Source organism: Parabacteroides sp. AM58-2XD (assembly GCF_003463685.1).
In the GTDB taxonomy this organism is placed as follows: domain Bacteria; phylum Bacteroidota; class Bacteroidia; order Bacteroidales; family Tannerellaceae; genus Parabacteroides; species Parabacteroides segnis.
Genome location: NZ_QSDP01000140.1, coordinates 1 through 13,052, shown reverse-complemented (window position 1 = coordinate 13,052; position 13,052 = coordinate 1). Strand labels below are relative to the sequence as shown.

Genomic DNA, 13,052 nt, shown 5'->3' with positions numbered 1-13,052 from the left:
CTTGTTGTGTGGTAACTTTAAAGTAATTCTTTCTTTGATATTTCCAATGGCTTTTTTCGTTTTAAGGGTATTTTTTCTTAAATTGATGACATTGAGTTTCAACTGACGGATAGATAAACATTCCGGTTTTACCGGATTCCTCTGTGGGTTTCAACCCCTTTCCGGATATTATATTATGAAAGGGGATAAATCCCACAGAAGAAGAGGCTTTGCCTCCTGTATTTAAAACCGTTGGTTGAAACCAACGGCAAAAAAGAGCCTGCGGCACGAGGCGAGCCTCGTTGAAAGTCGATACGGTCTGTCCCTTTGCGATCCCGTGTCAAGCACGGGAACGGGATCGCTCAATTTTTTCTAAAATCGAAATAACAACAAAACAAATAATAATATGAATATCGTAATCAGAAATGTATTATTGGGGGGATTACTGTGGTTGGCGGTTCCATTGTCGGCACAGGTACCTCAGGATTTGATTGACAAGGCAAAAGCCGCGGGTATGACGGATGACCAGATCCGTCGGGAGATGAATAAGCGGATGGGGCAATCCGGGACAGAACAGGCTACGCGTACAGCCTCGGATGCGGTAGTTACAGATCGTACGGTCACGGTTCCGGATGGAAAGGAAATACCTCCTCTGGATGCCCAGCGGGAAACCAATCGTCCGACAGGAGATCTGAGTGGAACCGTGTTCGGTCGCGAAATATTTTCAAACAAGAACCTCTCCTTTGAGCCGGATCTGAATGTACCGACTCCCAAAGGATATGTTTTATCTGCCGGAGATGAATTGCTGATCAATGTCTGGGGAGATTCGGAATTGAATCTGAAACTGAAGGTTTCTCCCGAAGGAACAATTCTTATCCCTAACCTAGGCCCGGTATCTGTCAGCGGACTGACTATCGAAACTGCCGAAAACCGTATCCGACAGGAATTGGGACGGATCATGTCTACCCTATCGGGAAATACCGATGGAGCCAATACATTCGTATCAGTTAGTCTAAGTCAGATACGCAGCATCAAAGTCAATATTGTAGGTGAAGTCGTTGCTCCGGGAACCTATACCCTACCCTCTTTTGCCACTCTGTTTAATGCTTTGTATGCGGCAGGTGGAGTGAATGAGATCGGTTCGCTTCGCGGAATCAAAGTATACCGCAACAGTAAGGAAGTTGCAAAATTAGATGTATATGATTATCTCCTGAATGGCAAATACAATACGAATATCCGTTTGGAAGAGAATGATATGGTGATCGTTTCTCCTTACGACCAGCTGGCTGTGGTTCGTGGAAAAGTAAAACGTAACCGCATTTTCGAAATGAAAAAAGGGGAAACTTTACAACAACTGTTGAACATGGCCGGAGGTTTTACCGGAGATGCCTACAAAAAAGATGTCTGTATTAAGCGAAAAGCCGATAGCCGTTATCAAATAGCGACTGTTACGGAAGATAAATATCCGACCTTTGCGATGATGGATGGCGACTCTTTGTTGGTAGACTCTGTAATTCCTTTTTACGAAAACCGTCTGATAGTGACAGGTGCAGTCTGGCGTCCGGGAGAATATGAATTGAATGGGACTGTACATACCGTAAAAGGATTGATCAACCAAGCAGCTGGCCTGAAAGGTGATGAATTTACCGGTCGTGCCCAGATTACCCGTTTGAATCCGGATTTCACAACAACAGTTATAGCCGTAGATATCCGTGGAATCCTGAATGGTACGTCTCCGGATATAGAACTCAAACCGGAAGACATATTAAACATTCCATCCCTGTTTGATCTTCGCGAGCCTTATACGATCAAAATAAGTGGAGCAGTGAATTATGTGGACACAGTCCTACCTTACCGAAACAATCTGACGGTGGAAGATGCCATTATGATGGCCGGAGGTTTGAAGGAATCGGCAGCAACGGTCAATGTGGAAGTAGCCAGAAGAATTAAAGATACAAAAACTTACGAAAACAGTAATCGTACGGCAGAAGTGTTCAACTTTGAGTTGAATGACAATTTAGGACTGATATCCGTTGATGGAAAAAACAGCAATTCAGTCTTTACCCTTGAACCTTTCGATGAGGTGTATGTGCGTTTCTCACCGGGATATCAGGAACAGCAAGTGGTAAAGGTTGATGGTGAAATTACTTTCTCCGGTGATTACGTACTGGCAGAAAAGAACTCCCGTCTGAGTAATATCATAGCCAAAGCCGGAGGGATAACCCCTGATGCCTATGTAAAAGGAGCAAGCCTGAAACGCCAGTTGACAGAAGATGAGATGCGCCGCCTGGAAACTCTGCTGCAACTGAGTTCTAATAAGCAAAGCCGTGACTCGGTGGCTTTATCACTGGAAAATATCAAAAATTATTCAGTCGGCATCGATTTGGAAAAAGCATTGGCTAATCCGGGAAGTGCCCACGATGTGGTATTGCGTGACGGAGATGAACTTTATATTCCTCAATTACAAAGTACAGTTAAGATAAATGGAGCCGTTACCTATCCGAACAGTGTGACTTATACCAAAGGAATGTCTGTAGGAAATTGCCTTTCACAAGCCGGAGGATACAATGATATCGCTCGTAAATATCCAATCGTAATCTATATGAATGGTAAGGTTGCTACAACGAAAAAATGCTTTATCTTCTTCAAACGTTATCCGAAGGTAGAACCGGGATGCGAAATCGTCGTTCCGACTAAGACACAACGTGATCGTAAAACCAGCCTGGCAGAAGTTCTGAGCATAGCCAGTTCAACCACTTCGATGGCAGCCATGGTCACCTCTATCATCAACACGCTGAAATAATTTTCAATCTTTAATTTTCAATTAACAAAGTGGATATGATTCAAATGAACGCTCCTGATATAGATAATGCACAGGAGATAGACTTGATCGAACTGGCTAAACGTCTATGGAGTGAACGCAAGTTCCTTTTTAAATGTTGCGGAATTGCAGTTGTTGTCGGTCTTGTCGTAGCTTTCAGCATACCGAAAGAATATAGTACAACCGTAAAACTGGCACCCGAAACATCCGACCCATCCAAAAAGATGGGAAACCTGGGTGGATTGGCTGCTATGGCAGGGATTAACCTGAACAGTACTTCAGGAGCGGATGCCATTTCTCCGGACCTGTATCCGGATGTAGTCAGCAGTATTCCTTTTTTACTGGAGTTATTCCCCGTACAGGTAACAAATGAGGAAGGGGATTATTCTGCATCCTTATATGATTATATGGATGATCACCAGAAAAGTGCGTGGTGGAGTTATGTGGTACAGGCTCCGTTTAAGCTGTTGGGTGTTGTGAAAGGTTTGTTCTCAAAAGAAGAACCGGTAAGTAGTGGAGAATTGACTTCTTTCAGGTTGACAAAGAAACAGGCAGATGTCATAAATGCGTTACAACAACGCATCTCCGCTTCTGTGGATAAAAAGACATCGGTAATCACAGTCTCCGTTCAGATGCAGGACCCGTTGATCTCGGCGAATATCACTCAAATTGTATTGGAAAAACTTCAGGGATACATCACAAATTACCGTACCCAGAAGGTAAAGCAAGACCTTGAATTCACAGAGAAAGTATTCAGCGAAGCCCGTGAGTCCTACTATAAAGCACAACGTGCTTATGCGGCCTTTGAAGATGCAAACAAGAATATCATCTCAGCCAGCTACCGTACAGAACAGGAACGTTTAAAGAATGAAATGACATTAACCTTCAATGTTTACAATACGCTGGCCCAGAAACTGGAACAGGATAAACTCCGGGTACAAGAACAAACACCGGTGTATACAATAATACAACCTGCCACAGTTCCTTTAAAAGCAGCCTCTCCCAAGAAGCCGCTAATCCTGATCGGGTTTGTATTCCTTGCCATATTCGGCGGAATCGGTTATCTGTTTATCGAAGACCTTTTCAAACCCAAAGAGGAAACTGAGGTGTTAGAGGTTGAATGATTAGTTGGGGCATTTATATAGAGTTCAGTTTTTATCAGAAGTGAATGTTACTTTTCTCTTGATAAGAAAGTAACCAAAGATCAAGGCTCAACCGACTTCACTGCTTCGGTGAAAGACTCCACTCGAAAATCCGAAACTCGCTACGCTCAAACAACGGATTTTCTTTACCGTTCCGTCTTTCACCTACGCGGACGTTCACCCGCTTAGGCCTTTCCAAGGAAGCTGTGCTTCCTCCTAGGATGGCCGAGACAGACACTTATATAATATAACAGATCCTCTCTTTTTCAACAGCCGGTATCGGCAATCCCAGAAGAACGCAAAGCGTTCTATGAAAGGCCTCAGCTGATGAGCGTTAAACGAAGCAGCCGCAGAGAGCGTCCGGAGGCTGTGCTGTTTGAGCGAAGCGAGTTCACAGACGACAGCGAACGGAGGATGCGCAGTAGCGAAGCAGGTGTAGCCTTGATCTTTTGCCTACTTTTCCATCAAGGGAAAAGTAGGTTCAATTATTTCTAAACACAAACCAAACTCCCAATAACAATACCCCTCCCCCACCCAGCACCCACCAAACCGGCAAGCGCCCCAGCGACCAGCCGCTTTCTTTCTGCTCCGTAGCCACAGTTTCCCGCAGTCGGCGGCTTTCCTGCCGCGAAAGTGAGAGCAGGGTATCCTGACTGACAGATACCTGCCGGCAGTCCGCGACAGCACGCCTTATTTGCCCTACATACTGCCTGCCATTGCTGTCGGGTGCGGAAAGCGACACCTCTTCCCACCGGAGCACCGTTTGCATATCAGACTTCCATAAATGCTCCGCCCTCAAACTATCACACCGTTCTGCAACCAACGAATCCCTTTCCCCGACGTCCGGTCGGTAGCCACCCGCCTCCCCGTCTTACAGCCACTGCCTGCCAACATGATACATAAACACAACACCATCCCCTTATCCTTCTTTCTCATCCCTTCTGATCTTATATTTATAACTATAATCCACCCCGAATAACGCCCCTGAAAACGTCGACACCTCACCGAACCCCACCAACACCGAGTTATGTATCTCCCCTGCCGGACTACACCAAAACCCCATAAACAACAATACAACACCTGCCAGCGACAACAAAACCGCCACCCATAACTGGCAACTAAGCGGCCAACCCCTTCTTTTACAATATCCCATACTCCTCCTCCGCATCAAAACAAGGACACTCTTTCAACCATTCATCCCGCGTGATCTTCCCGTCGCCATTCTGGTCGGGCGACAAATCACGGTGCCCGCAGATCCGGCATCCCGGATACTGCACCAGCAGCAGCAACAGCAATCCCCTGATAGACAATTTCTGCCTCTCCGTACGCGTATCTTTCGGATGCCCGCCGGCATCCAGCCCACCTTCGTAACAAATCCCCAGGCTGAACGCGTTATACCCTCTCACATGTGCCGGAATCTGCTCCGGCGGACGCATCGGCACGACCTCACCCGAACGGCGGATATAATAATTATAACCGGCCGAAAAGAAACCACGCGCCTTATGGTCACGTTCCAGCTGCTCCGGCGTATACTCCATCGTCTCACGGGTAGCCGAACAATGCAAAACAATCAGATTAATTTTTCTCATGATTCAATTCTGTTTATCGTTAATATGAAAGCAAATGTACAGGAAGGGGAAAGTATGGAATCGGTTTAAATGGGAATAGCAGGGAATAAGAGGGAATAAAACAGATTTTACCGGGAACCTGAGTATTCAGGTAAAGAGACAAGGATTGAACCCGAACACGTTCACCGTCCCGCTTCGTTTATTTATTATCAAATATTCCAGGTCTCAGGATCGCCCAGATGATCCACCAGGATCTCCACCTGGCGCGGCGTAAACATACGCTGTCCCTTGCGGTAACCCGCTTTCTTCAGATCATCCAGCAACTCTTCATCCCGTCTGATCCACAACGACAACTGTGCAGAAGCCGATTTCGGTAAAATACCCGGGAAATACAACCGAGCCAGTTCCGTATGCCCCCATACCTTGCTCTTATCCATGATTGTTTTGTTTTTGTTGTTTTTCTTTCAGTTGCAAATATTCCTCGTAAGTGATACCGCCGGACGACACATTCTCCGGTTTCTCCTCCTTCTTTCGTGCCGCCTTATAACGGTTTGTCTCCGCCAGGCGTTCGCCCATAAACTGCATCAGCGCACTGGTGACAGTCAACGCATCCACCATCCCGTAAAAACGGCCGTAACGCCCACATTTCAGCCGATGGAAAAACAACAGCAATTCCGTCACCTTCAGATAAGGATATTCCGCCAACACCAGACGCGACAACTCGCGCTGGCGGTTGACCGGCATTTTCTCTTTCACCCCGACGAACAAGTTAATATCTTCCAGCAGAGCGCATATAAACACCATGACCACCAACTCGCCATACCCCAGGCAAACCGTTTCCAGCATGGGAGCCGTACCGAAATAAGCACGCTCGGTATAACGGGCGGCCATTACCTGCATATCCGGTTTAAACGTATTCAGGAATTTCTCCGCATTCCCGTAACGAGCCGTCATATCAGCAACATCTTGTTGCTTCTTCAGCCATGCGGAGGAGTTCTTCCCGTCGGGCAGCTTCTCCGTTATCGTCTGAAAATCGAGTTTCATTTGATTTTCCATATTGTGTAGATTGATTTACATTTTGATTTCCATTTCCATTTTCCGGGGTTTTCGTTACAGAAACCGGAGTTTCTGTTGCAATAACCGGGGTTTCTGCAACAATAACCCCTTCATTCGCCCAATTATCCGGTATTTCGAGATCCGGATCGATCTTTATTCCGAGTCTTTTACTGATCTCCCGGAAGCGTCTCTGTATCGCCAGCGAAGAAAGTACCTGCCGGTATACCAGCAGTTCCCTGTCGAACAACTGAAGATCTATACAATAAAGGACCGCCTCACTAACCGTGGCCTCGTCCAACCCCAGGATAACAGAGATATCGAAACAGAAATCACTGTCGTAAGAAATATAATACCCCTTCTCCCGGTAAATTTCACAAAGGATCGCTAAATAAATACAGATGCCCTTACACCCGTACTTTCGGAGCAGGCGTTGTATTTTCCTGTCCGAATACAGGTCCGTATCCAGCGGAAAATAGCCCAGTCCTTTTTTTAATGGTCTAGCCATAATTTTAATTTTTAAAATGTTGATTACCTGAAGCACCAACGGTTAACAAATCCGGTGCGAAAGAAAGGAAGTGATTTACAATAAAAGTCTTTGGCGTGTACAAAAACAGTAAAAGTTGAACTCCAAACTCCCGTTTAAAATTCAACCCTTAGACTCTTTATGCGGTAAACATAGGAAAATATATTTTTAAAACCTATTTTTCCGGTAAAAATCGGGATAATATGCTTTTAGATGAAAAAAAAACATATCTTTGTATCGTAACAATTTAAATATGAACAACTATGAAAAATGATTCTGCTTTGGTCCGTTTCGATTGGGCCGTAAAGCGCCTTTTACGTAATAAATCAAACTTTGTTGTGTTGGAAGGCTTTTTGTCCACTTTACTTGGGCAAGAAATACGTATTGTCAAAATGCTGGAAAGCGAAAGCAACAAGGATAGTGTCGATGATAAGTTCAACCGGGTAGATATGCTGGCAGAAGACAGCAAAGGGGAACTCATCATCATTGAGGTACAGAACAACCGTGAACTGGATTATTTCCATCGTATGTTATACGGAGCATCCAAAGCCATTACCGATTATATCAACGAAGGCCAGGAATATGGTGTTATTCGTAAAGTATATTCAATCAACATCGTTTATTTTGAATTAGGGCAAGGCAAAGACTATGTCTATCATGGTCGTACCAGCTTTAAAGGAATCCATTACAATGACATTCTTCAGTTGTCCGTACGCCAACGTGAACAGTTTGTACGACACGAAGCCGGAGATATTTTCCCTGAATATTACGTATTACGAGTAGACGGTTTTAACCAACAGGCTAAAACGCCTTTGGACGAATGGATTGCTTTCCTGAAAACCGGCGAGATCGATAAAAACAGTACGGTTCACGGTTTACAAGAAGCACGCGAACGATTGCGGATAGACCAGTTAGACGAGAAAGACAGACGACAATATTATGCAGATATGGAAGCTATACGTTATCAACGCAGTGTGATCAAGACCGGATGGATTGAAGGCCGGGCCGAAGGAATAGCGGAAGGGAAAGCGGAAGGGAAAGCAGAGCAACAACGACTTATAGCTATAAACCTGAAGCAGAACGGAGTCGACCCTCTCATTATTGCACGATCTACCGGTTTGTCGATAGAAGAAATAGAACAGCTCTAAAGACCTGACACGGCATAAAACATATTCCCGGGGAGCTCTTCTCGCCGGGATTTTTATAGCAATACATACAAAATCCCAAATTGCCATTTTGATAGTGAATAGCGATTTTGAAAATCGCTTTGATACGTTAAAAAATATTACCCGGTAGGGTATTTTATTTTACCCGGTATATTAATCCGATTTACCCGGTTGGGTAGTGTCATTTTGATAGTTGGAGAAAGTCATCTGATAACCGGTTTTCCTTATTGACTTAAATTCAATGCAGGAGAACGGTTCTACATCTTCCCTCAAACGTTTGATAGCGGCAGATACACAATCCCTGTCTGAGTCTCCTATCTCATCTTTAACAAACCGTTCCAAAACATCTGTACAAATATATTTATATGTCAACATATGATCTTCCACTTCAACAAAGTGCCGAAACAAACTTAAAGAATTGTTTTTTAACTGAATAGCCATCCCATTTGCATTGCGTAAAACTCCATACTTCTTCGAAAAATAGAAACCACAAGGCAATTCGATCCAGATTATTTTTTCATTTGATGATAAAGGGACTATCCACTTTAATAACTTCTCTAATTCAAATTGTTTTTGTCCGATCAATTCCGCTTGTTGCTTATTAATCGCATCTGTTTCCTGTTTTTGATCATTCAATTCGACCAATTCTGCTTGCAACTGTTCAATCGATTCGGACTGCTGTTTATTAACTTTCTCTGTATTTCTCTGCTTGGTTTCCAACTTGATCAATTCTGCTTGTTTTTGTTCAATCGATTCAACTTGTTGCTTATTAATCTTTTCTATTTCTTGTTTTCGAACCTTCAATTCAACCAATTCTGCCTGTAACCGTTCAATTGATTTAGATTGTTGCCGTTTGATCAAATTCTGCCTATTAAAATACCAACCGCCGCCAACCAAACCGACCAGAATCAAAAAAGAAATACACCAAAACCATCCCATCCGCCCTAATATCATACCAACAGGAAAATCGGCATAAGCCTGAAGTGTTATGGCATCATTTTTCTTCTCGCTCAGCCTGTAAACAATAGATTTTAAAAGTGTAGCATCCTTATATAAGGAACTATCAGCAGAAGTATCAATTACTTTTCCTTTCCATATACAGCGGATCGCGACTTTCACAGGTATCCCCTGTTCTTTCAACAGGCTTTGGAAAAGGCTGTCCAGTATATGACGGCTCGGATCATGAGTGATTCTGTAATCCTGAATACACTGTGCTATTTTTTCATCTCCCGAAATATCGTTCGGAGAATTTAAAGGATCATGAAACCCTTTAAACCTTTTGATTGCCTGGCTTGCATCTTGCTGTATCGCATCTATAAATAAAATAGAAGCAGTAGTATGCAATTTCTTATTTTGTTTCTCGTAAACATTCATGAACCAGAATACAAAAAAAGAAATGATTCCTGTACAAACAAATATAAATGCTAGTGTTTTGACTAATTTCACATTCATCTTTTCTTACAATTTACCGATATTATTGATATTTCTCCGACATCCGCATTATGTATCAACAAGTTACAAACATGATTCCCTCTAAGCCTCTACAGCCTATTTTTCATTTATGAATTATAACTACATTTGCTCCCAGAGAAGAGAATAAATAAAGTCTATACAATGGCAAATGTAATAAAAACATTCTAAAATAAGCTTATATGAAAAACATTATCAAAACGGGACTTGTCCTTTCGTCACTATTAGGTGCCTGGTATTATTGCCACACCGCTTCACAGAAAAGTTTAATAAACGATCTGGCATTTGACAATATTGAGGCACTAGCTGGAAATGGTGAAGGAAGCCATGAGAATTATGTATGTTTTAATTATGGTGAAGTTGATTGCTATGGAGATAAAGTAGAAGTAAAATACAGTGGTTTCAGTTTAGATTAATACATGAAAATTCTCCCCTCCATATTATTAATAGGTATTAGTACCCTTGCCGCCTGTTCCGGAAATCAGCAAATCCCTTTCCCCCGGTACGCTGACTTTCCGGAAACAAAGGCGATCAAGGCACAGGTCGCAGACCTGGATACTGTCCTGCTCCGTTACCCATTCCGGGTAGCGGTCAGGGATAGTATTGCCGTGGTGATGGACCTGCACAATATGGATCATTTCCTGCATGCTTTTACCTATCCCGGATGGAAGCATCTCGCCTCCTTCGGCAAACGCGGGGAAGGACCGGAAGAAATGCTTTCTGCTGAAAATATCCAATTCAACTCCTTAGACTCTTTATGGGCGATCGACGCCAATAAAATGGAGATTACACGTTGGAAAATATCTCCGGCTACCGGCTCAGCGGAGCGCGTCGAAGAGATCAAGCTGGATAAGAAATTAGTACGTTCACTGGACTTTCATACGATGGAATCAGGGTTTTTCATTCCGGATTACATGGGAGAGTTCAGGTATTGGGAAGTCGGCAACAATGGTAAGCCGGTCAAAAGTTTCGGGGAAATCCCAGGCGAAACGATCGATGAAAACACCGTTCGTCCGGCACTCGCTCAGGCATGGAGAAGTTTTATGGATTACAATCCCGACAACGGTATCCTGGCAATAGCTACCCAACTGGGGGAAGTATTTGAAATCTTCAATCTGAAAGATAACACTCATAAAGTCCTTTATGGTCCCGCAGGTGAACCGCAATACAAAACGGCAAAAGACGGCACAGGCGTTCCCACCGGAATTATGGGGTTTAGCGATATAAAGGTGACTAGCAAATACATCTACGCTGTTTTTCAAGGCATTAAGTTCGACGACAAAATTGCTGCTATCAAGCAAGGAAAAGAACCTGAAAATGGGGCAAAGTATATCTATGTATTCGATCTGGAAGGTAATCCGGTACGTAGGTACGAATTGGATCGTCGTATCAACAGTATAGATATCAACGAAGAAACAAACACGATCGTTGCCACCGAGGCGAAAAGCGATGATCCGATTATAGAATTTAAGATTTAGCAAACGATATGAAAGCCTTTTATCTTTACATATTATTAATAGCAACCACCTTCTTCTCCTGCCACAACGAACAGAAAGAGAAGGAAAATAAGATTGCGCATCTGGTCACTGAATGGCAAGGGAAACAAATACAATTTCCTGAAAACCTGACCTTCACACGCTATCTGAAAGATACTACGGATTTCCTAATCCCACAATCTGAATATAAGGTATTAATATATGTAGACTCTATCGGTTGCACCAGTTGCAAACTGCAACTTCATAAATGGAAGGAACTGATCGAATACACTGATTCAGTAACACAAAGAAAAGTTCCTTTCCTCTTCTTCATGCATCCTAAAGACGCCAAAGAAATACGTTACCTCCTGAAACGAGACGCATTCGATCGTCCTATCTGTATTGATATAGACGATCGACTAAACAAACTGAACAAATTCCCGGCAGACATAACTTTCCAGACATTCTTGTTGGATAAGGACAATAAAGTTGCTGTATTAGGAAATCCGGTACATAACACGGCTGTGAAAGAACTGTATCTGAAACAGATTACAGGTAAGGACAGTCCGAACAAAAATATACCTAAAACAACAGCCGAAACAACAAAGATAGAAATCGACTTCGGTACTTTCGACAAATCGGAAGTAAAAGAGACAACCATAGAAATAAAAAACACCGGGGACAATCCCCTTGTGATAGTGGACGTAAGTACCACCTGCGGCTGCACAGCAGCCACATACGACAAACGACCTGCGAAACCTGGAGAACCCCTTCGGGTAGGAATTAAAATGACACCGAAGGATACAGGTTTCTTCGATGAAGTCGTTACGATCAAGTACAATAGTATTAACAATCAACCTGTCAAAGTAAAGATAAAGGGGAATGTTCAGTGATCGAACAAATAAAAATTTACTGTACCCCATCAAGAATGTACAGGCAAACTCTATAACAGTAGACACAGATAGAAAATTAACTTATTTATAATCCAATAAAAGATTAAGATCATGAAGAAAAAAATCTTAGGGGCAGTTCTCATCGCTGCTATGGCTGTTGCAACCAGCTGGAATTTCAACCAGAGCAAAAATGAAATGGAATTTTCGGATTTAGCCTTAGCAAATATTGAGGCTTTAGCAAATAATGAAGGTTCAAGTAGCATGTGTGTTCCTATGATTGGTGCAACCTGCAGCTATACTGAAGGAGGGCAAACCTATACACTCTATGATTATATTGAAATATAATCTATTAGACATACAAATATTGCGTTTAATCAGAGAGTGAGTTATAATGAAACAAAAGGGGGGCTACCTGATAGCCTGAGAAACTTTATGGTAAACTCCCCTAATGCTCCCCTAAAAAAGAAAGGAGGTGTATCAAAATCAATAGTTAGTCACCACCAGAATGATACGGGTGTCATTCGACTATCTTAATCCGAACAACAGTAGACAAAGATAGAAAATAGCCTGGTTAAATAAGGGATAAAATAAATAATTTAATAATTACAAATATGAGAAAATTATTTGGAATCGCAGTTATCGCAGCTGTAGCTGCTACTGCTGCAAGCTGGAATTTCAGCCAGAGTCAAAACGAGGTGGAACTGTCAGGCTTAACATTAGCTAATGTGGAAGCACTAGCTAAATACGAAATCGAAGTAGGAGTACCTTGCATTATATCAACTGCAACGTGCTACGAAATCAATGATGATTTAGGTCATACTATTATACCTGGATACAAATAATAATTATCCCGATAAAATTATTATTACTTCAATTTCTAAGGGGAGTTTATTGTAACTCCTCTTAGCATTAATATAACATATATGAAAATCAATAACATCTCAGCAATTATCCTATTC

The 13,052-nt window shown here is 42.7% G+C and carries 17 protein-coding genes; 9 read left to right on the top strand and 8 right to left on the bottom strand.

What is annotated here, in order from left to right:
• The first annotated feature begins 385 nt into the window (after positions 1-385).
• From DXA15_RS22835 to DXA15_RS25355, 3 genes are all read left to right on the top strand, one after another.
• Entirely contained in the window at positions 386-2,782 is a 2,397-nt protein-coding gene (locus DXA15_RS22835; RefSeq protein ID WP_128135557.1) for an SLBB domain-containing protein, read from the top strand.
• A 35-nt stretch (positions 2,783-2,817) separates the two neighbouring features.
• Positions 2,818-3,924: a Wzz/FepE/Etk N-terminal domain-containing protein gene (locus DXA15_RS22830; RefSeq protein ID WP_128135556.1), complete on the top strand. Its 1,107-nt coding sequence runs from the start codon at positions 2,818-2,820 to the stop codon at positions 3,922-3,924.
• Between the two features lie 345 nt (positions 3,925-4,269).
• A complete protein-coding gene (locus DXA15_RS25355; protein WP_158579702.1) occupies positions 4,270-4,437 on the top strand; it encodes a hypothetical protein in 168 nt (55 codons plus the stop codon).
• Here DXA15_RS25355 and DXA15_RS27285 read toward each other — a convergent pair.
• The 7 genes from DXA15_RS27285 to DXA15_RS22800 all read right to left on the bottom strand — a co-directional run bounded on the left by DXA15_RS27285 (position 4,424) and on the right by DXA15_RS22800 (position 7,071).
• Positions 4,424-4,711, bottom strand: a complete 288-nt coding sequence (locus DXA15_RS27285) for a hypothetical protein (RefSeq protein WP_233567557.1) — start codon at positions 4,709-4,711, stop codon at positions 4,424-4,426. The two genes, DXA15_RS25355 and DXA15_RS27285, sit on opposite strands and share 14 nt — an antisense overlap.
• A gap of 26 nt (positions 4,712-4,737) precedes the next feature.
• Positions 4,738-4,878: a hypothetical protein gene (locus DXA15_RS27280; protein WP_233567556.1), complete on the bottom strand. Its 141-nt coding sequence runs from the start codon at positions 4,876-4,878 to the stop codon at positions 4,738-4,740.
• On the bottom strand, positions 4,862-5,095 hold the full coding sequence (locus DXA15_RS22820) for a hypothetical protein (RefSeq protein WP_128135555.1): 234 nt from the start codon (positions 5,093-5,095) through the stop codon (positions 4,862-4,864). The genes DXA15_RS27280 and DXA15_RS22820 overlap by 17 nt, the downstream gene beginning before the upstream one ends.
• Entirely contained in the window at positions 5,082-5,531 is a 450-nt protein-coding gene (locus tag DXA15_RS22815) for an N-acetylmuramoyl-L-alanine amidase (RefSeq protein WP_128135554.1), read from the bottom strand. The genes DXA15_RS22820 and DXA15_RS22815 overlap by 14 nt, the downstream gene beginning before the upstream one ends.
• A 188-nt stretch (positions 5,532-5,719) precedes the next feature.
• The gene (locus DXA15_RS22810) at positions 5,720-5,947 is read right to left on the bottom strand and encodes a DUF4248 domain-containing protein (RefSeq protein WP_128135553.1); all 228 of its coding nucleotides are present in this window, start codon (positions 5,945-5,947) and stop codon (positions 5,720-5,722) included.
• Positions 5,940-6,554, bottom strand: a complete 615-nt coding sequence (locus DXA15_RS22805; RefSeq protein ID WP_233567555.1) for a DUF6633 family protein — start codon at positions 6,552-6,554, stop codon at positions 5,940-5,942. The genes DXA15_RS22810 and DXA15_RS22805 overlap by 8 nt, the downstream gene beginning before the upstream one ends.
• On the bottom strand, positions 6,466-7,071 hold the full coding sequence (locus tag DXA15_RS22800; protein ID WP_128135552.1) for a DUF4373 domain-containing protein: 606 nt from the start codon (positions 7,069-7,071) through the stop codon (positions 6,466-6,468). Before DXA15_RS22800 ends, DXA15_RS22805 begins: the two co-directional genes overlap by 89 nt.
• A gap of 281 nt (positions 7,072-7,352) precedes the next feature.
• Here DXA15_RS22800 and DXA15_RS22795 point away from each other — a divergent pair, with 281 nt between their 5' ends.
• The gene (locus DXA15_RS22795; protein ID WP_128135551.1) at positions 7,353-8,237 is read left to right on the top strand and encodes an Rpn family recombination-promoting nuclease/putative transposase; all 885 of its coding nucleotides are present in this window, start codon (positions 7,353-7,355) and stop codon (positions 8,235-8,237) included.
• Between the two features lie 171 nt (positions 8,238-8,408).
• Here DXA15_RS22795 and DXA15_RS22790 read toward each other — a convergent pair whose 3' ends face one another.
• On the bottom strand, positions 8,409-9,707 hold the full coding sequence (locus DXA15_RS22790; RefSeq protein WP_128135550.1) for a hypothetical protein: 1,299 nt from the start codon (positions 9,705-9,707) through the stop codon (positions 8,409-8,411).
• A gap of 200 nt (positions 9,708-9,907) precedes the next feature.
• Here DXA15_RS22790 and DXA15_RS22785 point away from each other — a divergent pair, with 200 nt between their 5' ends.
• The 5 genes from DXA15_RS22785 (at position 9,908) to DXA15_RS22765 (ending at position 12,935) form a co-directional block, all read left to right on the top strand.
• Positions 9,908-10,141, top strand: coding sequence for an NVEALA domain-containing protein (locus DXA15_RS22785; RefSeq protein ID WP_128135549.1), 234 nt, complete (start codon positions 9,908-9,910; stop codon positions 10,139-10,141).
• 3 nt (positions 10,142-10,144) lie between these two features.
• Positions 10,145-11,203 carry a BF3164 family lipoprotein gene (locus tag DXA15_RS22780; RefSeq protein ID WP_128135548.1) on the top strand — a complete coding sequence of 353 codons (1,059 nt, stop codon included), beginning with the start codon at positions 10,145-10,147 and terminating at the stop codon, positions 11,201-11,203.
• An 8-nt stretch (positions 11,204-11,211) separates the two neighbouring features.
• Positions 11,212-12,093, top strand: coding sequence for a DUF1573 domain-containing protein (locus tag DXA15_RS22775; RefSeq protein WP_128135547.1), 882 nt, complete (start codon positions 11,212-11,214; stop codon positions 12,091-12,093).
• A 111-nt stretch (positions 12,094-12,204) separates the two neighbouring features.
• Positions 12,205-12,438: an NVEALA domain-containing protein gene (locus tag DXA15_RS22770; RefSeq protein ID WP_128135546.1), complete on the top strand. Its 234-nt coding sequence runs from the start codon at positions 12,205-12,207 to the stop codon at positions 12,436-12,438.
• Positions 12,439-12,704: 266 nt separating this feature from the next.
• Positions 12,705-12,935, top strand: coding sequence for an NVEALA domain-containing protein (locus tag DXA15_RS22765; RefSeq protein WP_128135545.1), 231 nt, complete (start codon positions 12,705-12,707; stop codon positions 12,933-12,935).
• The last annotated feature ends 117 nt before the right edge of the window (positions 12,936-13,052 follow it).